The sequence below is a fragment of the Noviherbaspirillum sedimenti genome (assembly GCF_003590835.1).
GTDB classification, from domain to species: Bacteria; Pseudomonadota; Gammaproteobacteria; order Burkholderiales; family Burkholderiaceae_D; genus Paucimonas; species Paucimonas sedimenti.
Genome location: NZ_QYUQ01000002.1, coordinates 1,817,428 through 1,837,589 on the forward strand (window position 1 = coordinate 1,817,428; position 20,162 = coordinate 1,837,589).

12 protein-coding genes are annotated in these 20,162 nt (G+C 60.7%); 3 read left to right on the plus strand and 9 right to left on the minus strand.

What is annotated here, in order from left to right; all coding sequences use genetic code 11:
- The first annotated feature begins 36 nt into the window (after positions 1–36).
- Positions 37–1,086: an NADP(H)-dependent aldo-keto reductase gene (locus D3878_RS08560; protein WP_119787785.1), complete on the plus strand. Its 1,050-nt coding sequence runs from the start codon at positions 37–39 to the stop codon at positions 1,084–1,086.
- Positions 1,087–1,360: 274 nt separating this feature from the next.
- On the opposite strand, the gene acnB is transcribed toward D3878_RS08560, so the two are convergent.
- Positions 1,361–3,946: a bifunctional aconitate hydratase 2/2-methylisocitrate dehydratase gene (gene acnB / locus D3878_RS08565; RefSeq protein WP_119785071.1), complete on the minus strand. Its 2,586-nt coding sequence runs from the start codon at positions 3,944–3,946 to the stop codon at positions 1,361–1,363.
- A gap of 334 nt (positions 3,947–4,280) precedes the next feature.
- Between acnB and D3878_RS08570 the strand changes: the two genes are divergently transcribed.
- Positions 4,281–4,916: a class I SAM-dependent rRNA methyltransferase gene (locus tag D3878_RS08570; protein WP_119785072.1), complete on the plus strand. Its 636-nt coding sequence runs from the start codon at positions 4,281–4,283 to the stop codon at positions 4,914–4,916.
- 341 nt (positions 4,917–5,257) lie between these two features.
- Here the strand turns inward: D3878_RS08570 and D3878_RS08575 are convergent, their stop codons facing one another.
- The 6 genes from D3878_RS08575 to D3878_RS08600 all read right to left on the minus strand — a co-directional run bounded on the left by D3878_RS08575 (position 5,258) and on the right by D3878_RS08600 (position 17,557).
- Positions 5,258–11,689 carry an NACHT domain-containing protein gene (locus D3878_RS08575; RefSeq protein ID WP_119785073.1) on the minus strand — a complete coding sequence of 2,144 codons (6,432 nt, stop codon included), beginning with the start codon at positions 11,687–11,689 and terminating at the stop codon, positions 5,258–5,260.
- Positions 11,690–12,030: 341 nt separating this feature from the next.
- Positions 12,031–13,053 carry an ABC transporter ATP-binding protein gene (locus tag D3878_RS08580; protein WP_119785074.1) on the minus strand — a complete coding sequence of 341 codons (1,023 nt, stop codon included), beginning with the start codon at positions 13,051–13,053 and terminating at the stop codon, positions 12,031–12,033.
- Positions 13,050–14,036, minus strand: a complete 987-nt coding sequence (locus tag D3878_RS08585; RefSeq protein ID WP_119785075.1) for an ABC transporter ATP-binding protein — start codon at positions 14,034–14,036, stop codon at positions 13,050–13,052. Before D3878_RS08585 ends, D3878_RS08580 begins: the two co-directional genes overlap by 4 nt.
- Positions 14,033–14,944 (minus strand): ABC transporter permease, encoded by a 912-nt coding sequence (locus D3878_RS08590; protein ID WP_119785076.1) that lies wholly within the window; start codon positions 14,942–14,944, stop codon positions 14,033–14,035. Before D3878_RS08590 ends, D3878_RS08585 begins: the two co-directional genes overlap by 4 nt.
- A gap of 2 nt (positions 14,945–14,946) precedes the next feature.
- A complete protein-coding gene (locus D3878_RS08595) occupies positions 14,947–15,924 on the minus strand; it encodes an ABC transporter permease (protein ID WP_119785077.1) in 978 nt (325 codons plus the stop codon).
- Between the two features lie 61 nt (positions 15,925–15,985).
- The gene (locus D3878_RS08600) at positions 15,986–17,557 is read right to left on the minus strand and encodes an ABC transporter substrate-binding protein (RefSeq protein ID WP_233556276.1); all 1,572 of its coding nucleotides are present in this window, start codon (positions 17,555–17,557) and stop codon (positions 15,986–15,988) included.
- A gap of 274 nt (positions 17,558–17,831) precedes the next feature.
- Between D3878_RS08600 and D3878_RS08605 the strand changes: the two genes are divergently transcribed.
- The gene (locus D3878_RS08605; protein WP_119785079.1) at positions 17,832–18,026 is read left to right on the plus strand and encodes a hypothetical protein; all 195 of its coding nucleotides are present in this window, start codon (positions 17,832–17,834) and stop codon (positions 18,024–18,026) included.
- Positions 18,027–18,066: 40 nt separating this feature from the next.
- On the opposite strand, the gene D3878_RS08610 is transcribed toward D3878_RS08605, so the two are convergent.
- Complete coding sequence (locus D3878_RS08610) at positions 18,067–19,236, minus strand: YeeE/YedE family protein (protein ID WP_119785080.1); 1,170 nt, start codon at positions 19,234–19,236, stop codon at positions 18,067–18,069.
- A complete protein-coding gene (locus D3878_RS08615) occupies positions 19,237–20,151 on the minus strand; it encodes a sulfurtransferase (protein WP_119785081.1) in 915 nt (304 codons plus the stop codon).
- Between the last annotated feature and the right edge of the window lie 11 nt (positions 20,152–20,162).

Sequence of the window (20,162 nt, forward strand, 5' to 3'; positions counted from 1 at the left end):
GCAGTTTTCTCAATAAAAGGACCCTGATTCATGAGCATGCAATACCGACATCTCGGAAATACCGACATCAAGGTCAGCAACATCGCACTGGGCACCATGACATGGGGTCAGCAGAATTCAGAGGCCGAAGCGCATGCCCAGCTTGATCACGCTGTCGACTTTGGCGTGAACCTCATCGATACCGCAGAAATGTATCCGGTGCCGCCGCGACCGGAGACCCAGGGCAGGAGCGAACAATATCTTGGCAGCTGGCTGAAGAAATCCGGCAAGCGCGACCGGGTGCTGATCGCCACCAAAGCCACAGGCCCGGCACGCATGCCCCACAATCCACGCCACATACGCGGAGGCAACAACCATTTTGATCGCGCAGGCCTGACAACTGCCTTGAATGAAAGCCTTGCGCGCCTGCAGACCGACTATATCGACCTGTATCAACTGCATTGGCCGGATCGCAGCCTGAATATTTTCGGCAAGCTGAATTACACGCATACAGCTCAGGAAGAGAGTATTTCGATCGAAGAAACCCTGGACGTCCTTGCCAGCTTCGTCAAATCGGGCAAAGTACGCTACATCGGCGTATCGAACGAATCGCCTTGGGGAGTAGCACAATTTTTGCGTGCAGCAGAAAAACTGAACTTGCCACGTATCGTGTCAATCCAGAATCCCTACAATCTGCTTAATCGCACATTTGAAATCGGCCTGGCGGAATTTGCTTTCCGCGAGCAGGTTGGCTTGCTGGCTTATTCACCGCTGGCGTTTGGTGTACTGTCGGGAAAGTACCTGCACGGCGTACGACCTGAAGGCGCACGCCTGACACTCTTCGAGCGTTTTTCCCGCTATAGCAATGCGCAAGCGCAGCAAGCAGTACAACAGTATGTCGGATTGGCGCGCCGGCATGGACTTGATCCGACACATATGGCGCTTGCTTACGTCAATTCCCGTCCATTTTTGACCAGCAACATTATTGGCGCGACGGACCTTATCCAACTGCAGTCCAATTTGCGCAGCATGCATTTGACACTCAATGCAGGCATCCTCGAAGAGATCGAAGCAATTCATACCCAACATCCCAACCCGGCGCCATGATCAACAAGGCGTCTGCTCGCACTGCGGCTAGCGGCACGATCCGATGCGACAGCGCATATGCTTATGCGATCAAATTCGATTACAGGCCGCGACTGCCACGCTATAGTGGTTACGTCTCTTCCAAATAACTCCGGTGATTTGGTTTATCCGCCGCCAGCAATGGCGGCGTTTTTTTGCCCGAAGCACGAAAAAAAATGGCGCCGCAGGCATTTAGCCTGCGGCGCCATTACGTGGCGCTACGACGAAAACAACACGCCGTAGCCCGGCAGCACGCTTACATCTTCACGGTGTCGGCCACTTCCCTGAAATCTTCGATCTGGTCGAAGTTCATGTACTTGTAGATCTTGTCGCCGTCGGCGTTGAGCACGCCCATGTCGGCCATGTACTCGTCCTTCGTCGGGATCTTGCCCAGGCGCGAGCAGATCGCCGCCAGTTCCGCCGAGCCGAGGTACACGTTCGTGTTCTTGCCCAGGCGGTTCGGGAAGTTACGGGTCGAGGTCGACATGACCGTCGCGCCTTCGCGCACCTGTGCCTGGTTGCCCATGCACAGCGAGCAGCCCGGCATTTCGGTACGGGCACCGGCTGTGCCGAAGACGCCGTAGTGTCCCTCCTCGGTCAGCTGCTTCTGGTCCATCTTGGTCGGCGGGGCCACCCACAGCTTGACCGGGATGTCGCGCTTACCTTCCAGCAGCTTCGACGCGGCACGGAAGTGACCGATGTTGGTCATGCACGAGCCGATGAACACTTCGTCGATCTTGGCGCCGGCCACGTCAGACAGCGTCTTCACATCGTCCGGATCATTCGGGCAGGCCACGATCGGCTCGTGGATGTCGGCCAGGTCGATCTCGATGACGGCGGCGTACTCGGCGTCGGCATCCGGCGCCAGCAGTTGCGGGTCTGCCAGCCACTGCTCCATCGCCTTGATGCGGCGCTGCAGGCTGCGCGGGTCCTGGTAGCCCTGGGCGATCATCCATTTCATCAGCGTGATGTTGCTGTTGAGGTATTCGATGATCGGTTCCTTGTTCAGGTGGACCGTGCAACCGGCGGCCGAGCGCTCGGCGGACGCATCCGACAATTCGAACGCTTGCTCGACCTTCAGCTCGGGCAGGCCTTCGATTTCGAGAATACGGCCCGAGAAGATGTTCTTCTTGCCTTGCTTGGCAACCGTCAGCATGCCTTGCTTGATGGCGTACAGCGGAATCGCGTTGACCAGGTCACGCAGGGTCACGCCCGGCTGCATCTTGCCCTTGAAACGGATCAGCACCGATTCCGGCATGTCCAGCGGCATCGTGCCGGTGGCGGCCGCAAAGGCCACCAGGCCCGAACCGGCCGGGAAGCTGATGCCGATCGGGAAGCGGGTGTGCGAGTCGCCGCCGGTGCCCACGGTGTCGGGCAGCAGCAAGCGGTTCAGCCACGAGTGGATCACGCCGTCGCCCGGGCGCAGCGCGATGCCGCCACGGTTGCTGATGAAGTTCGGCAGGGTCTGGTGGGTCTTCACGTCCACCGGCTTCGGATAGGCGGCGGTGTGGCAGAACGACTGCATGACGAGGTCGGCCGAGAAACCCAGGCACGCCAGGTCCTTCAGTTCGTCGCGGGTCATGGGGCCGGTGGTGTCCTGCGAGCCGACCGAAGTCATCTTCGGTTCGCAGTACGTGCCCGGGCGGACGCCCTGGCCTTCCGGCAGGCCGCAGGCGCGGCCGACCATCTTCTGGGCCAGCGAGAAGCCCTTGCCGCTGTCGGCCGGCTGATGCGGCAGGCGGAACAGGGTCGACGGCGCCAGGCCCAGGGCTTCACGCGCCTTGGTGGTCAGTCCACGGCCGATGATCAGGGGAATGCGGCCGCCGGCGCGCACTTCATCGAACAGCACGTCGGACTTGACCTGAAACTCGGCAATCACTTCGCCGTTCTTCAGGGCCTTGCCGTCGTATGGGCGCAGTTCGACCACGTCGCCCATTTCCATCTTCGACACGTCGAGTTCGATCGGCAGGGCGCCGGCGTCTTCCATCGTGTTGTAGAAAATCGGGGCGATCTTGCTGCCCAGGCACACGCCGCCGAAGCGCTTGTTCGGGACGAAGGGGATGTCTTCACCCGTGAACCACAGCACCGAGTTGGTGGCCGACTTGCGCGAGGAGCCGGTGCCGACCACGTCGCCCACGTAAGCGACCAGGTGGCCCTTTTCCTTCAGCGATTCGATGAACTTGACCGGGCCACGCTTGCCGTCCTCTTCCGGGGTGATACCGGGACGGGCGTTCTTCAGCATCGCCAGCGCGTGCAGCGGAATGTCCGGACGGGTGGTAGCGTCCGGGGCCGGCGACAGGTCGTCGGTGTTGGTTTCGCCGGTCACCTTGAAGACGGTGATGGTCAGGCTTTGCGGCACTTCCGGACGGCTGGTGAACCATTCGGCGTCGGCCCAGCTTTGCAGCACGGCACGGGCGTTGGCGTTGCCCTTGTCGGCCAGTTCCTTGACGTCGTGGAACTGGTCGAACATCAGGAGGGTTTTCTTCAGCGCGTCGGCGGCCACGGCGGCCACTTCGGCATCGGACAACAGCTCGATCAGCGGCTGGATGTTGTAACCGCCCAGCATCGTGCCGAGCAGTTCGGTGGCGCGGGCGCGCGAGATCAGCGCGCAGGCGGTCTGGCCTTTGGCCACGGCGGCCAGGAAGCCGGCCTTCACGCGGGCGGCTTCGTCCACGCCGGCGGGCACGCGGTGGGTGATCAGGTCGAGCAGGGTCTGCTCTTCGCCGGCGGGCGGATTCGTCAGCAATTCCACCAGCTCGGCAGTCTGCTGAGCCGTCAGCGGCAGGGGAGGAATACCGAGCGCGGCGCGTTCGGCCACGTGAGCACGAAAGTTTTCAAGCATGGGGGACCTTCTGGTATGGCGTTTCTGGGAGAGGGCTTTTTGGGCACTCCGGGGCTGTTCCGGGCACTACTTGGGTCGGGATTTTATTCTTAATACCCTGCAACGTCAAATGTCTTATGTCTTATATAAGAGTTAAAAAGGAGACATTGGGAATCATGGTTATAAGGGGTGATCGTACTTTTAGTGCGGAATGCGGCGGTTTAACTGGGCGCCTTGTCGCTTTAGTACGTACACCTGCGCCTCGTCTCACATGCACTGGACAGGAGCAGTATGCAGCGAAAGGGGACGCCGGCGGTTTGCTGTATCATCCCTTTCCTGAAAACGAAAGCCGCGCATGCTCATCATCACCATTAAACAGGGTAAGGAAAAAGGCCTGCTTTCCGGCGACCCGTGGATTTACGTCTCCGCCATCGAAAAGGTCGACGGCAAGCCGCAGGAGCGCAACAAACCGGGCGCCACGGCGATCGTGCAGTCGTCGTCTCACCAGTTCCTGGCCCGCGCGGCCTATAACGCCAAATCGCAAATCGCCGCCCGCGTCTGGACGTTGCGCGAGGACGAGCCGGTTGACCACGCGATGATAAAGCGGCGCGTACAGGCCGGCGTGCTTCTCCGCGCCGATGCGCTGCGCAGCGCCGATCCGCAGGCGCTGGTCCAGCTGGTCGATGGCGAAAAGGACGGCTTGCCGGGTTTACTGGTGCACAGCTATGGCGGCATCGCAGGCTATCTGGTTTGCCAGTTCAATGCCGGTGGCGTCGACCTGTGGAAGGTGCCTGTAGTGCAGGCGCTCCTTAATGCCACGGGCTGCCGCAACGTTTACGAACGCTGCGATCCACTGTTGCGCAGGGGCGAAGGACTGTCCGTTACGCCGCGCGCGCTGGCAGGCGACGAACCGCCCCAGCGGCTGATGGTGCGCGAGGGCACCCGTCTGGTACCGATGGATATTCGCACCGGCTTCACCTACCCGCGCTGAGAGGCGCGCCGAAAGGAAAATTCCTGGAACAACGCTCCAAGGCATGTCGGATTTGTATGCTAAAGATCTACCCAGGACTTGGATGGCTGCTGTTGGCCGAAAGCGGAAATTCAGGTATGTATGTTTTCGGCCACCAGCGGACGTTCGACTGTAGCCACTCAACCCTTCCCAGCAAGTTTTTTAAATGAGGCTGAAATGTGGTGTGGCGGGTCGTTCGCGACCTTCGATAGTGCTTCGGCTGCATGTCACGCCCTCACCGTGGGAAGCCTATGTTCCTGAACTTCATATCGACCACTGAAGGTCTCGGACTTCCACTAGCAAGGATGACCAACCCGAGTGCTTCAATAGTCTTGCTTTGACGCCTTTTTTGCCTGCCAAAGCCTTGGCGTTCCGTCATCGACTTTTAATCCGACAAGGACGGATTTGACTCCGCTTGAAGGGTCGTAGTCCCGCGACGATCGGTACTTCCAAAGCGTTATCTTGAAAACAAGTCGCTTGCTGACGGTGGACAATGTCGCAGCAAGCCAATCGGGCGAAGCCCATAAAATCTCACCATCCTCATGACGGCGATGCCGCCTGTTATCGGGATCGGGTGTCCAGCTGCCCCAAACCTGGCTTCTCAAAGCGAGACTTCCATCAGCCGTATGCCAATCACCGCTGTTTGGCTCATTCACCAACTCCAGACTCTTCGTGAGGTCGATTCCAAGACGCGGTCTCCCACCCGGTCCCTCCGCGGCGATTTCGTCGCCCACGTCTATACCCAGACTGTGGGTCTCGGGTGCCCACACAAACGGAGCGAAAGGGCTCTTCGGACGGTGGTGGTGGTTGTAATACCCCTCGTCCCAAAACTCCGGCAGCCAAAGGTCATGGCTGGGTTGCTTGGCGAATGCCATGCACCGACCTATGGCGCCATTTCGCTCCGTCAGCGCCGACGTGATGCTTACTGTCACGCCATCAGGCGATGACCAGCTTCCATATAGTGGAAACAGCGCATCGGTGGCGGTGTCCACGAAGCCCAATTTCCGCAGCACTGTTTCTTGATCCTGCAGCATTTCCTGCTGGCCGATCCTTTCACCTAACAGATTTTCTTTCGCCTGCTGAGGAACAGGATCCTTCCGGTCAGACAGCCACGAACCGTCATCGAATGTGACGTCGTAGCGATCGCGCCACTCCATCCAAGGTGAGCCGCCTCCAGTTTCATAGCTCCGAACGACCACCGGCAGAGCCTTGGAAAGGCTGGTGGTAGCGTTAAGCAACGCGTGTCTTTGAATATGCTCCCGGTAGGACTCATATCGATCGCCTCGGTCCCACTGATACCGCTCGCTGCCGGGAAAAAAATCCATCGAGGTGGCCTCCGGCCATCGGCGCGTAATCTCAGCCGTGATTGCATCTTCGACCGTTGCCTGTTCGACATTAAAGAGCCAAGCGAGGGTGCTGATCTCGTGTTTTGTAAATTCGTAGTCGAAGCGAAAGCCCGATGTCGATTTCGTGGCACTCGGGTAGACGTCGCTGGTGACAATGCCGCATGGCGGCTGGTCGATCTGATCGAGCAACGCCTCCAAATCCGCGTCGTGCTCTCCTTCGCTATTGATATGGCTTAGACACCTGGCGATGTGGACTTTGTCTATGACGTGAAGGTCGCTTCGTTGAGCGAGAGCCAGCAGCTTGGGTTGAAGAGACCTCATTGTTTGTCCGTGGTGCAAAGCGGCCCGCGCCAGACCCATCAGCAACCACTGCTGGGAATTTTGGAACGAAAGCTTTCGATCCGTCGATGCCAGGGCCGCGACTTCTCTTTGGTCGAAGCGATCAAGTAATAGGTTGAGTTCGTCGTTGAGCCCGAACTCGAAAAGTGTGTTCAGACCCCTCGCGACCGTCCAGCGGACATAGGCATCATCCTCGCCAAGGAGGTGCCAAACGACGTCGGCGAAGAACTCCAGTTCGCCCCCCCCTATTGCTTGCTCAGGGCGAAATGGTCCCTCTCCGATCTCGTCGGCGATACGAGATGCCGGCCCGGACAGCAGTAATTCCAGCGCGTCGAGACCGGCTTGGCCCGATGTTACGTCGCATAGGGCAGTGGCCAACTGCAGCCACTCATCACCGTCGAGCTCGACCTCATCCGCGGCGACCTTGCGGAGGACGAGCTGCAACACATAGCGCTTGTCATTGCACAAATCCGACAGCTGGCGGATGCCGCGCGCGGTGTTGGAGAACTGACCATCGAATAGCTCGGCACTCTTGCACTCGAACAGTCGTTCAACCAGCGTTTTTGCATTGGAAACAAGGTGCGTGGATGAGCCGCTCCAGGCGGCGAAACACTCGGCGAGTATGTCCAGCGACTGAGTAAGATTCAGCTCGACCGCGTCGCAGACCGCGAACAATAAGGCCAAACGCTTAGGGTACGGGCACGAGGCACGCAAACCAACGATGAAGCGCTGCCGGGAAGCGTAGTCAAGTTTGTCGTCCGCCTGGATGTTCTTCAGAGCCTTGTCGATCGAACTTGCAGAGGACGGATCGCAGTCCGAGACCAACGTCGCGATGAGGCTGTCAACCTCCTCCTTGCTTGGCTTTGGGGTTTGAATGGTCAGGAAATCCGGCGGCGAGTTATTGCGACTATTAAACTCATCCTGCTTGCGCTTCGCCTCTGCCCAGCGCCGTTCGATCGCCTCTCGCTCTTCGGTGGTGATTGCGTTTGGATACTGATTGCCCGTTTCCAGGAGTCCTTCCCAAAGCGAGGGCCAAGCACCGAACGGGTGCTCAGCGCGCAGTTTTGCGACGACCGCCAGAAAGATCCGCCTCTGATCCGCCGGCCTGGACAGTTTCAGCAGGTCTGCGACCCCATCTCCGGAACGCCAGTCCCACCAGCCGTGATCTTCACAGATCGTAAGGACAAAGGCAGCACGGCGTGGATCGAGATTTCCGTTCTTGGCCAGAAAGCATGCAAGCTGCGGCAATCCGTAAGACAGGTCCGCCACGTCCTGGTCGTGCCAGCGCACGAGCTTGGCTATCGCCGGGAAACCTATGGACTTGGCTGCGGCACGCCCGAACAACGTCCATCCGAACTTGCTTGGCTCGTTCCGCACAATGGTCTGGCAAAGGTTCATTAGCCGCTGGGCCAGTTCGGGCTTTAGGAAGCCGCCTTGCTGGACGCTCGCAAAATGAAGCAGTGAGTAGATCTGCTCATAGCTCTCTCCGCCCATCTGGTCCAACTGGGCCAGACCTTGTTGGTAGTATTCACGGGCCTCATCGACGCTCATGGGCACAAGAGAAGCAGCGAGTTCCGCGTAGGAATCGCCGCGCTGTCCAATGTTGTCATCCTGGCGGATTTGTTCCGTGACGTGCTGCGCGAATTCACCTGCAAGCTCATGGAGGGCCGACCGTTGAGTAAGCTGACCCAACACGTCGATCTTCTGCTGGACGGAGAACCGTCCGGAGGAAATCAAACTGATCAATGTCTTGGTTTGGTCGGCCGATATCGTAGGCGCATGGTTCAGCAGGATGCGGACACAGCCGAGCCCAACGGTTCGGACAAGCAAATCAGCTGCGCTTTCAGCCCTCCAGTGCCCGCCCTCGCGCACTTGCTTGCCCCACCCATCTAGGATGTCGTTGACGCTCGCACTCGTGAGTCCTTTGCCCGAAAGGACGGCGTCCTCGATCGGTCGCGTCAACACGAGTGCACGCTCAATTCCTTCGCTGATTTCCTCACGTTCCCGGTCGCTAAACCTCGCCCTGACCTGGTTCTTGCCGCCCTTCTTGCTGGGACCAGCGGGTACAGGTTCGCGCAGCTCCTTCAGAAACGCCACCAGCTCCGTCTTGGTCGAGACAGCTTTTGCCCGTCTGGTAACCTTCAGTTCGTTCGGAAGCAGGTCACGATAGCTGACGGGCCTTCCAACGGACCAAGCGCGAACACAGGCGCAGAGGATTGGGGACCAAGCTCTCGAGTTACCGTAACGCTCGCCGTAGTCGTAAGCCGACGGGCGAGTAAGCGGCGCATGGCGGATGATCGCTGCGGTTGCGGCTCGCGAGCTGTAGAAGAGCGATGTCAAAGCTGCCTGCACAATGTCGCCGCTGTTCCCTTGCTCGTGTTCAATTGAGAAGCCCTCATCCTCGTCATCGTCGGCGGACGCGGGTGTTCCAATCGCCTTCGCAAGCGCCTTCACCTGCTGCCTACTGAGATAGCGGGGGCGCGAGAGTAGCCGCAGTTTGAGCGCCTGCGACGTGCATTGGTCGCTTGCGGCAAACGACACAAAATCCGCGAGTACCGTCGTGCCGTTTGCCCGGTCGAACAGCGCTAGCAGCTGCAGGAGTTCGTCGCTCGCGGACAGCGAGAAACGATCATTCCAGCGCGCGAGGTTGCGATCGGCAATGCCAAACTCGCCTTCGGCGACATGCTGGAATAGCACCGCTGCGTAGTCCTCGACCCCTGGACCGGCGCGGTCGCGAAGTCTCTCGTCACGCGGCTGCTCGGTATGCCAGTTAATCCACCGAACTGTGCTCTCGCACTGAATTTGCGCTTCTTCGGTATTATTTGCAAAGCGATGCGCGACCGTCAACCGTGCACTTCTGGCACCACGCCATCCCGAGCGATCCGAGAAAAGGCGGCGATAGGAGTCAGCATCACCGAGTACAATCGCGAGAGCAGGCGAGCTGCGAATGAATTCGTCGCCTCGCATGTTGGCCGTTGCGGCTTGGGCCAGCCGCATGCTGAGGCCAAGCACCCGGTCAAAGTCATCTTCTGCCACCGCCAATCGAAAGGCCGCACGAAGGCGTGCGAGCGTTAGCCGACGGCGGCCGAACTCCGACTGCACCGTTGTTGGGAAGCTGGTTGAATCGGCGAGCGCGAATGCTCGGTCACTATCTTTGATGACAACCAGAAAGTGCGGCAGCGCTTCAGCTGCATATGCCGATGTCGCCTGCGAAGAGATAAGGCGGTCGGCAATAGTTCTTTGAGCCTCCGGCCGCTCGGAAAATGTCTCCCGAACATATGTTTCCGTAGGTTCGTCTCTGAAAATCGCACCGTGCGAGGTGATCTCGAGCATTGGAGCCAAATCCGATGCGGCGGTATTCACCTGAGCCGCAGACCACCCAAGTGCGTTTGCAAGTTCCTCGAGCGGAATCGGTGGAGGCAGGAGGGACAGCGCGACAAAGAACTCGGTTACCTCTGAATCCCGCCATCCTTCAACATGAAGATCCGAGACAATCTTGGTGCAACGTTGGGCGATAATTTCGGGGACAGTGATTGGGGCGGCCGAAGTTTTGCCGAGGACATTCGTGTCCCAGGTCTGAACAAGGTAGTCGAGGACACGCGCGTTCCGGCCAGAGCGTGCCAAGGCGGTTGCTATCTCCACACCGGAAGCACTTGGCTTGCGATCTTTCAGAAATTTGCGGGCCTCCGGATCGGTAAATGGTCCTAGCTCGACATCTTTCACTGCGGTGCGGCCAATGACCTTCTTTTTGCGGTGCGTGCGCGCCGTAAGTAGCAACTTCACTCCGTCGATAGAGTCTTCGTCGATGGTTGAGAGAAGGAGTTTCGGAAATGCTTCTTCGTGGCGGCACTCGGCTTCGAGCTGGGCGTTATCCGCAGCATCGACGATAATAAGCAAACCGAGCTTTTTCGATTGAGTTCTGATCGCCGTCGCAGCTTGAGCAAGTCGTCTGCGCGCCGCCTTGATGATTTTGCGACTGTCATCGCCGCCTGGTAGCATCAGATCACATAGTGTCCGTGAGGCTAGTTCATTGACGATCTGCACCAGCCCGATTCTGGGGAGGTGCCGGGAATGATTGTCTGAGCGGTAGGAACCACCACCAAAGCAGTCAAAAACGACGACTTCAAATTCGTTCGCCATCTTTGAAGCGAGGCTTTGGACAAACACGGTTTTGCCCACTCCGCCCTCCGCGTGGACGAAGACGGGCAGCTCTGACGCCTTGATTAGATCGCCGACCGTCGAAAGTTCAGCTCGCTCAACGACGGCACCCACGTCGATGAAGCGGGTGTCGGCCGGAAAAAGGTCCTCTGGCTCGCAATCGAGCGCATCCAAGACATCTTCGCGGCGAATCAGGTTTTTGCCCTGGCCGCTTGGTCCGGCCTTCTTAAGGACGAGGTCCTGGAGCCCGTGAAGCCGAAGCCTGGCCTCTGAATCGGCGCCGGCCGACCAGTCGGTGAGTGTTCGCCTGAGCGCGTTGTCTTGACCCGCAAGGCTCTTCTCTCCGGCTCGAAAAACTATTCTCGAGAAGAGACGACTTGCGTCAGATAGACCACGCTCGGAGCACCACTTCCTGAGGTTGCGAGCCTGGGTGGCTGCGCCGGGGGCTGAAGGCGACGTTCCCTCGATCAGGGACATTATCGCGTCCCAGAGACTTTCCGTGAATTCTGAGTTCGTGACGAAGATGAACGATGCCTTTTTGTCGGCGTCGGCTGCCGAAAACTCCTTCTCGTAGCCGAGGATCGTGTCGGAGAACTTCTCGATCGTCTTTTTCAGATAAGACGCTGTGACAGCCTCTTCGCGAAGCTTGTATTTGAACTGAACGGTCTCGAGCCGCTCGCAAGTCTGAAAATTGTCTCCGCGGCCATAATAGAGGACAAGGTCAGCTACTTCTTCGGCCCGCGCTCCGGGGCTCGCAGTCTCGGTCGAGGAGATCCCCTCTACGGCGATCGCAAATAGATCGTCACTAGGAAAGACCAGTTGCAATGCCCGCCTGGCAGCCCATCTCTCGTGGAAGGTGTGGCCTGCGCGAGATGCGCGGACGGTATCGATGTCTGTGTCAATATTCAGCATTATTGTTATTGCGCCTTTCACCCCAACAGCGCTCAGTTATTGGATTTCACCATTCTTTTGCCAGTCAAGGGTGACTGTACCACCAGCGCGCCATTCACCCACAGGCTCCAACGGTGTAACGAGTCTGCGCAAAGAAACTTTCAGTCTGAAGCCGGAAGCGCACCTGCATTCTAGCGGGGTAACACGGCCACTTTCCCCGCTGGTCGGGCCTAGTCAGGGGGAGTCCTCTGACACCCAAACCTCTCATTTCGGGTCCGCTTTGAGTCTTGCAGACATTCTAGACAAACATGATTGGCAACGTACCCATACGTAAAATCCACAAAGGCAAGCCCCTCCAGACTTTATCGTTGAATGCCACCGCCGCCATCATTGAGATGACAAGCCGCCCAATGTCCCGGCGCCACTTCCCGCAATTCCGGCGCCTCCTGCCGGCAGCGCGGCATTGCATGCGGACAACGCGGATGAAAATGGCAGCCCGAAGGCGGCCCCAGCGACGACGGCACCTCGCCGGAAATCGGAATATGCCGCTTTGCCGTCACTTCCAGCGTCGGCATCGACGCCAGCAGCGTCACGGTGTAAGGATGATTTGCCCGCGCGAACAGTTCTTCCGTCGGTGCGACCTCCACTATCCGCCCCAGATACAAGACCGCGACACGGTCGGCGACATGCCGCACCACGCCGAGGTCGTGGCTGATGAACAGGTAGCTCAACCCCAGTTCGGCGCGCAGCTGCATGAAAAGATTGAGCACCTGTGCCTGGATCGACACGTCGAGCGCGGCCACCGCCTCGTCGCACACCAGGAATTGCGGCCGCACCGCCAGCGCGCGGGCAATGCCGATGCGCGCCCGCTGTCCACCGGAAAACTGGTGCGGATAGCGTTGCAGCATCGCGGCATCCAGCCCCACCCGCTGCAGCATGGCGGCGGCGTACTCGTTCTTTTCCCTTGATGGCACCAGTCCGTGCGCCACCGGCGCCTCGCCGACAATGTCGGCAACCCGCATGCGCGGATTGAGCGAAGCATACGGGTCCTGAAAAATCAATTGCGCAGCCAGCTGCTTTGCGCGCCGGGCCTTGCCATCCATCGCCGCGACATCCTGCCCGCGCCACAGGAGCGCGCCGGAGGTCGGCTTGAGCAATCCCGTGGCAATACGGCCGAGGGTCGATTTGCCGCTGCCGGATTCGCCGACCAGTCCGACAACTTCACCCTCACCGACCGCCAGGGTGACACGCTCAAGCGCATGCACCACCGGCCGGCTGCCGGCGCCGGAGAACATCCCCGCGATGCGCGCGGCCGCATCGACCGGCCGGACATAGGCCTTGCTGACGCCATCGAATGCCAAGATCGGCACCTGTTGCCCGTTCATGCCCCCTCCTCCATCACCGGGTGAAAGCAGCGCAGCTGCCGGCCATCGAGCATTTCCAGCGGCGGCACCCTGCGGCAAACTTCTGTAGCCCGGGCGCAGCGGTTGCGGAAGGTACAGCCGTCCGGCAGCGCGGACAGCGCCGGCACCATGCCCGGAATCTGCGGCAGCGGCTGGCCGCGCGGATTGCGCGACGGCGCCGAGGCGATCAGGCCATGCGTATAGGGATGGCGCGGATGCCGCAGCACCCGCTCGACCGTGCCGTTCTCGACGATGCGGCCGGCATACATGACCGCGACCGTATCGGCGAATCCGGCAACCACCGACAAGTCATGCGTGATCCAGACCAGCGCCGTGCCCGCCTCGCGGCACAGCGCCTGCATCTGGCCGAGGATCTGGCTCTGGATGGTGACGTCGAGTGCGGTGGTGGGTTCGTCGCAAATGATCAGGTCCGGCCGGTTGAGCATGGCAATGGCAATCGCCACGCGCTGCCGCATGCCGCCGGAAAACTGGTGCGGGTAGGCCAGCAGGCGCTCTTCGGGCGAAGCGATGCCGACCCGCGCCAGCGCCTCGCGCGCCATTTCCCGCGCGGCGCGCCTGCCGACAGGCCGGTGTGCGGTGATGGCTTCGATCATCTGGGTGTCGATGCGCAGCACCGGGTTCAGGCTGGTTGCGGGATCCTGGAAGATCATGGCGATACGGTCGCCACGCAACGCGCGCAGGGCACGCTCGTCCAGGGTGCGCAAATCGCCCCCCTGGAAAACGATGCTGCCGGCGCTGATGCGGCCCGGCGCATCGACCATGCCCATGATCGACCAGGCGGTCATCGACTTGCCGGAACCGGACTCGCCGACCAGCCCCATGATCTGGCCGCGCCTGACTTCGAACGAAACGTCATCCACCGGCCTGACGATGCCGCCGGCGACGGGAAATTCCGTCGTCAGGCCGCTGACGGCAAGTGTCGGTAAATCCGCTTGCGACTTCATGGCGCCGGCCCCTGCAGGCGGGGATTGAGCACATCGCGCAGGCGATCTGCGACCAGGGTAATCGATGCCACCAGCAACAGCAGGGCGACACCCGGGAACAGGCTGATCCAGTATTTACCGGACAGCATGTACTCGAAGCCATTGGCGATCAGCAGCCCCAGCGACGGTTCGGTGACCGGCAAGCCAAGGCCAAGGAAGGACAAGGTCGCCTCCAGCGAAATCGCCGCAGCCACCTGCAGCGCCGCCACCACCACCAGCGGCGGCAGGCAGTTCGGCAGCAGGTGCCGGAACATGATGCGCGTGCCGGACAAGCCCAGGCAAGTCGCCGCCTCGATGTATTCCTTGCGGCGCTCGACCAGCGCGGCGCTGCGCGCGGTGCGGGCGTAATACGCCCATTGCGCTGCTGCCAGCGCGGCGATGATCTTGCCCAGGCCCGGCCCGCTTAAGGCCAGCAGCACCAGGGCGATCAGGATCGAGGGGAAGGACAGCTGGATATCCACCACGCGCATGAGCACGGCATCGATGCGCCCGCCGCGATAGCCAGCCAGCAGCCCCAGCGCCAGGCCGACGGCCAGCGCGATGGCGGTGCTGGCTATCCCCACGATCACGGAGATGCGGATACCGTACAGCATGGCCGACAGCATGTCGCGCCCCTGGGCGTCCGAACCGAGCAGAAATACCAGGCTGCCGTCGCCCGACATCGTGCCCGGCGCCAGGCGCGCATCCAGCAAGTCGAGCCGCGCCAGATCATACGGATCCTGCGGCGACAGCAGCGGCGCAAACAGTGCCGCCAGCAGGATGAGCAGCAACAGCACGAAACTGCCCGTGGCGATGCGCTTGCTGAAAAACTCCCGAGCAAAGCGGCGCGATGGCGACATGGCAGGCACTTGATGGGTTGCGATGGCCATCGCTACGTATCCTCCCCGGTCAACCGCACGCGCGGGTCCAGTGCCGAATACACCAGGTCCGCCGCCAGATTGATGGCGACGAACAGCGCCGCCACCAGCATCATGTAGGCAACGATCACCGGCCGGTCCAGCACCCGGATCGAATCGATGATGAGCTTGCCCATGCCCGGCCAGGCAAACACGGTTTCCGTCACGATCGAAAAAGCGATGACGGCGCCAAACTGCAAGGCCACCACCGTGACGATCGGCACCAGGATATTCTTGAGCACATGCACGCCGACGATGCGGCCGGCAGACAAGCCCTTGGCGCGCGCGAACTTGACGTAATCCTGCCGCATCGCATCCAGTGTGCCGGCACGTGCAAGGCGGATCACCAGCGCGACATTCACCAATGCCAGGTTCACTGCCGGCAGCAGCAAGTGGCGCAAGCCTTCGATGCTCAGGAAGCTGACCGGCACGCCCAGCAGCAGTGTGGTCGGCCCGCGCCCGCCGGCGGGCAGCCAGCCCAGCTGCACGGCAAACAGCATGATCAGCATCAGTCCTACCCAGAACGTCGGCAAGGAAACGCCGAGGATGGATGCCGCCATGATGGTGCGGCCGATGACGCCGTCCGGTCGCAGCCCGGCCCACAGGCCCAGCGGAATGCCGAACGCGACGGCGATGAAGATCGCCGCCAGCGCCAGTTCCAGCGTCGCCGGCAAGCGTTCGAGGATGAGGCCCAGGGCCGGCGTCGCATAGATGTAGGAAGTGCCGATGTCGCCCTGCACGGCATTTTTCAGGAACAGCAGGTACTGCCGCCACAGCGGCTGGTCCAGCCCGAAGGAGGCGATGACCCGCGCGCGCTCGGCCTGGCTGGCATCCGGGCTGATCAGCACATCGACGGGATTACCGATCGCATGCACGCCGGCGAACACCAGCAGCGACATCGCCAGCAGGACGACGGCGCTTTGCAGCAGGCGGCGCAACAGGAAGGCAGGCATGGCTTATCGCTCCGCGCGGCTGCCGCCGGCGCAGGCACATCTGCCGCACGATTGCAGCGTCCTATTGCGGATGAAAAAGGTGAGCAAAGGTAAATTCATCGGTTCGCGCAGTGTACTGCAAACCCTTGCGCATTGCCCATGTCGCAACCTGGTGATGCAGCGGCACGATGGCATATTCGCCCAGCGCCAGCGCCGCCGCCTGGCGCGCTGCATTTTCGCGTTCGGCGGGCGCGACCGAAGACAAGGCGCTTCGCACCAGCGCATCGACCATGCCGTTACTGTACTTCCCCCAGTTCCAGCTGCCCCAGCCGGTCTGCGGATTCGGCGTGCCGACCACCGTGCGCAGGGCAAAGTCGCCGGCCAGCGAACCCCAGCCGAGCAGCGCCGCGCTGAATTCGCCCTTGCGCGCCCTGCCGAAATAAATCGACAGCGGCATGGTCTGCACCTGCGCGCGGATGCCGACGCGGTTCAGGTATTGTGCCGTCGTCTGCACCACGGCGGCATCGTTGATGTAGCGGTCGTTGGTGCCGTGCAGAATCAGGGCGAAGCCATCCGGATAGCCAGCCTCGGCAAGCAGCTTACGGGCGCCGTCAGGGTCGTATTTTTCGACCGGCAGAGCCGGATTGTGGCCGAAGATGCCCGGCGCCACCAGGTTCGATGCCGGCACCGCCAGGCCTTCCATGGTGCGGCTGGTCAGCGCTTTGCGGTCGATGGCCATGGAAATCGCCCGCCGCACGCGCATATCGCGCAGGGGGTTTTCGGGCAGCTGCTTGCCGGCCTTGTCCGTGACAAAGGGCGACGGCCGCGCCGACTGGTCGAGATGCCAGAAAATGGTGCGCCAGGAGACTTTCTGTTCAAGACGGAACTTCGGGTCTGCCTTGATCCGCTCGATATGCGCCGCTGGCACGCCTTCGATCGCATCGACGTCGCCCGCCAGCAGGGCTGCCAGGCGCGGCGCATTGCTGGTGAGGATGCGCAAGGACACCTTGTCCCAGGCAGGCTTGTCGCCCCAGTAGTGTTCATTGCGGACCAGTTCGATGCGGTCGCCGCGCAGGAAGCGCGCGAACCGGTACGGACCGCTGCCGATCGCGACCTTGCCGCTGTTGAAATCGGCGGTGGAAGCGTACTGCGCCGCCCGTTTCGAGACGATGAAAATCGAGCTGAGGTCAAGCGGCAGTGGCCCGTAAGCCTTGGCGGTCTTCAGCCGTACCGTATGGCGATCGGGCGCGTCCTTGGCGACAATTTGCCTGGTGTAACTGGTAAATGGCCCGGGGCTGCCGACCAGCGCTGCCGGGCGATCCAGCGAAAACAGTACATCGTCGGCGGTCAGCTCACTGCCGTCGTGGAACTTCACGCCTGGCCGCAGCTTCAACTCCCAGGTGGTCGCATCCACAGCGCGCCATGAAATCGCCAGCCCTGGCACCAGCTGGCCATCCGGACTGACCGCCACCAGGGTATCGAACAGATGCGTGGACAATGCGATATTCGGCGCGATATTCAGATAATGCGGGTCGAGCGAGGAAACATCGGCGGCAAGGCCGATGCGCAGTTCGGCGGCGCGCGCCGGTGCCGCCGCCAGGATTGCCGCCAGCATCAGCAATGCAGCAAGCGCGGTGACTGCCCTTCTTTTCATCTGCGTGCCAAACATCAAGTTTGTCGATTCAAAATGGGGAAGTCCGGATTGTAACGCCTGCCTTCAACCGCAATGATTTTTTATACGAATCATCAAGCCATCTGTTTACCTGAAACAGGGACAGTCGTACCTCAATTTCAGGATATGAATATTTAAAAATATTCGTTCCCCCTGCCGCTACCAGCATCTAATCTTGTCACACCCAAGGCTTCCATGGATTTCCATCAAAACGGAATAATCGGAATACGTGGGATTGCTCAATGAAGGAAACGTGATGGCAGTCAGTTTTGAACCCCAATTCCACAAACGCCTCGTGCGCCATAAAAGCGCACGCATATGGGTTGCATTGCCTCAGCCTAAAACGCTGATGCCGGTGAAATCGGCCTTTTATCAGCAATGGCAAAGAGAAGAACGCCTGAAATTGCAAGAAGCAGGCGAAACTGTGCTGCAAGAACCCGACGGGCGTTAGACAAACCATCGTCCGTCGGCATCAAGTCACGGGCATGCCGCTAGCCCCAGTCCAGTTTCCGGCGCGCCTGCCAGCCAAGCCAGAGTCCACCGAAAAGAAACAAACCGAATACCCAGCCGGAAGCTGCCCCGGCCATGATCCCGGACAGCATAGTGCCGACGGTGCAGCCCAGCGCCACCATGGCGCCCCACCCCATCAGCACACCACCCGCCAGGGCGCGGCCGATTTCCGGCAGTCGCGGCAGGCGTGGCTTGAAGTCGCCCGCGAAAACCGCTGCAGCCAGCGATCCCAATACCAGGCTCAGGATGAATACGCCATTGTCTGACCACAGCGTCTGCTTGATCACGGTTGCACAACCGGAAAAGGTATCCAGTCCTTCCAGCCGGTCGGGCAGCCATCCGGTCGTGCTGGCGGCGGTACGGGCGATACTGCCCAGCTCGGCCGTCACGCCCAGGGGCCCGAGTCGAAAATAAGACAGCACGCCGAGGAAACCGACCAGCAAGCCGCCGACATACGCCGGCCAGCGGCGTTCCCATGCACCGCCCTTTGCCGCCACAGCATCCGGTTGGCGATGCCATCGCCACAAGCCGATCGCAATAATGGCAAGCACCACCAGTTGCAGCGCCACCGAGCCGGCATAGCCGAAGTGATGCGGCAGCCACACCACTGGGGCCTGCTGGATACCTGAAAGGTACAGATCATTCCAGCTTGCAAAACCAAGTGCAAAGCCGACCAGCGCACCGAGCAAGGCAAATGGCGAGGCGGTCGATCCCTCACCGAGGCGGTACAGGTGGGCGCTGATGCAGGAGCCGGAAAGCGCCATGCCGATACCGAAGGAAAATGCGCCGGCCGCCAGCACCCAGCTCAATGGTCCGATGTGCGCCTGCGGCGGCAGGCGACCAGGCGTCGGCACCGGCAGGAAGGCGCCGAATACGAGGTGGTAGCCGACGATACCGATCGCCAGCGCGGCGACGATGCCCAGCAAGCCGCGGGCATCGCGTTGCTCGATGAAGTCCCGGCTGACGCAAAAGAAGCAGAAGCGCGAGCGTTGCAGAAAAATGCCGAACGCCAGGCCAAACAAGGCCGACAGCGCCAGCTCCCGACCACCCTCGGCGATGCCGCCGAGGTGATGAGAGAACAGCACTACCGCTGCTACCACAGTTGCGGAAACCGCGAGCCGCCGCGCGGGCGGCACTGCCAGTGCAGCCAATTACTTGCCACCCCAGACGGTGCCGGCAGGATTGTTGATCGGCACGCCGACCGCATTGCCGTATTCGGTCCAGGATCCGTCATAGTTGCGCACGTCATAGCCCAGCAGCTTTTTCAGTGCGAACCAGGTATGGCTGGAGCGCTCGCCGATGCGGCAATAGGTAATCACCGGCTTACTGCCGTCGATGCCCACCGCAGCATAGATTTTCTTGAGCTCTTCGACCGGTTTGAAGGTGCCATCGGCTGCAACCGCCTGGCCCCAGGGCACATTGACGGCACCCGGCACATGGCCGGCACGGATCGCCAGTTCCTGCACGCCGGCCGGTGCGAACACCTTGCCGCTGTACTCATCGGCAGAACGGATATCGACCAGTGCGACATTGCTCTTCTTCTCTGCCACGGCAACGACGTCGGCCAGGCGCGCACGCAGGGCCTTGTTCGCTGGCTGAACCTTGACATTGCCGGCAGCCGGAACCTTGGCGACGGCGACCAGCGGACGGTTTTCCGCTTCCCATTTCTTGCGGCCGCCATCCAGCAGTTTCACGTTCTTGACGCCGTAGGTATCAAACACCCAGGCGCCCCAGGCGGCAAACCAGTTGTTGGTGTCGCCATACAGGACCACGGTACTGTCATTGCTGACACCGGCGTCGCGCAGCAGTTTTTCAAAATTCGGCTGGCTGACGATATCGCGCTTGACTGGATCGACCAGGTCCGTATGCCACGTGAAATTGACCGCCCCCTGAATGTGACCACGCTCGAACTGACCGGGATTGACGCTCACTTCAATCAGGCGCAGTTTCGGATCGTTGATGTTCTTTTCCAGCCAGTCGGTGCTGACCAGGAAGTCGCCAGGCGCCGCATGCGCAGTGCCCAGCAACAAACTGCCGACGAGCAGCAGTGATTTGACCAGTTTCATTGTTGTTCTCC

Bases quoted from the DNA above. Each gene is read 5' to 3' on its own strand.
- D3878_RS08570 (WP_119785072.1), top strand. From the start codon at position 4,281: ATGCTCATCATCACCATTAAACAGGGTAAGGAAAAAGGCCTGCTTTCC.
- D3878_RS08600 (WP_233556276.1), bottom strand. From the start codon at position 17,557: ATGAAAAGAAGGGCAGTCACCGCGCTTGCTGCATTGCTGATGCTGGCG.
- D3878_RS08575 (WP_119785073.1), bottom strand. From the start codon at position 11,689: ATGCTGAATATTGACACAGACATCGATACCGTCCGCGCATCTCGCGCA.
- D3878_RS08560 (WP_119787785.1), top strand. From the start codon at position 37: ATGCAATACCGACATCTCGGAAATACCGACATCAAGGTCAGCAACATC.
- D3878_RS08585 (WP_119785075.1), bottom strand. From the start codon at position 14,036: ATGAAGTCGCAAGCGGATTTACCGACACTTGCCGTCAGCGGCCTGACG.
- acnB (WP_119785071.1), bottom strand. From the start codon at position 3,946: ATGCTTGAAAACTTTCGTGCTCACGTGGCCGAACGCGCCGCGCTCGGT.
- D3878_RS08580 (WP_119785074.1), bottom strand. From the start codon at position 13,053: ATGAACGGGCAACAGGTGCCGATCTTGGCATTCGATGGCGTCAGCAAG.
- D3878_RS08595 (WP_119785077.1), bottom strand. From the start codon at position 15,924: ATGCCTGCCTTCCTGTTGCGCCGCCTGCTGCAAAGCGCCGTCGTCCTG.
- D3878_RS08590 (WP_119785076.1), bottom strand. From the start codon at position 14,944: ATGGCCATCGCAACCCATCAAGTGCCTGCCATGTCGCCATCGCGCCGC.
- D3878_RS08615 (WP_119785081.1), bottom strand. From the start codon at position 20,151: ATGAAACTGGTCAAATCACTGCTGCTCGTCGGCAGTTTGTTGCTGGGC.
- D3878_RS08605 (WP_119785079.1), top strand. From the start codon at position 17,832: ATGGCAGTCAGTTTTGAACCCCAATTCCACAAACGCCTCGTGCGCCAT.